The sequence below is a fragment of the Halalkalirubrum salinum genome, from assembly GCF_005543295.1.
GTDB lineage: Archaea > Halobacteriota > Halobacteria > Halobacteriales > Haloferacaceae > Halalkalirubrum > Halalkalirubrum salinum.
This window is the reverse complement of record NZ_SRSG01000044.1, coordinates 1-868: the sequence shown is the minus strand read 5'-3', so window position 1 is coordinate 868 and position 868 is coordinate 1. Positions and strand designations below refer to the sequence as shown.

Genomic DNA, 868 nt, shown 5'->3' with positions numbered 1-868 from the left:
AATCACTACATTTACAACAATTCACGACAATACTATCATAATGCAAGAGTCAGGACTCACTCACACACTTTCTTTTGGATTAACTATCCAAACAGGGAGTTCTGACAACTTGCACGAAGGCTGTCTCGAAGCCCGGCGAGTCAGAAATGAGGTTAACCGACTCGACAAACAAGGCTGGGACTGGGACGATATCCACGATACTGTCGTTGACAACGCCAACCACGTCAAAAATACCACCCAACTCCTCGTTCAGAAAGCATTCAAAGAAATCGAGACATACCACGATCACAAGGACGAGGATTGGGGCCGACCGTTCCCGTACATCCACGAAACGTATCCGATGCGGATGAACCATAACGAAGGATACGCCCTTACCGTGGACGGCGAGGGGGATGTTCGGTTCCGAGTCAGTTACAAGCCGTACAACTACGTCAAAGGTGTGCTTCGTGGGAGCCCTGATCATCTTCATCAACTGAAGAATGCACTCAGTTCTACTGCGTGGCGAGTTGGGGTTGCTGAACTCGTGTATAAACACGACGAGTGGCGACTCCACGTGTCGGTTACGAACAAGAACAAAAGCCGTACTGTTGCATCTCCCGAAGATGCGAAGACTGTCGTTGGCGTGGACATCAACGAAGACTGTGTCGCTCTCGCCGCAATGTGTCGAAAAACGGGTGATATACTCGATTCAGCCGTTATCGAGTACCCAGACATCAAGCGAGTGCGACACGAGTATTTCACCAAACGAAAGCGGATGCAGACAGTTGGTCACACAGCGTTCGAGACCGGTATCCGATCCGAAGAACAAGACTTTGTCCACGACCAACTTCACAAAGTTTCCCGTGACGTAACCAGATGGGTTTCGCAA

The 868-nt window shown here is 49.8% G+C and carries 1 pseudogene; it reads left to right on the top strand.

What is annotated here, in order from left to right:
- Positions 1-40: 40 nt before the first annotated feature.
- Positions 41-868, top strand: a pseudogene (locus E5K03_RS13695) (RNA-guided endonuclease TnpB family protein); the annotation flags it as partial.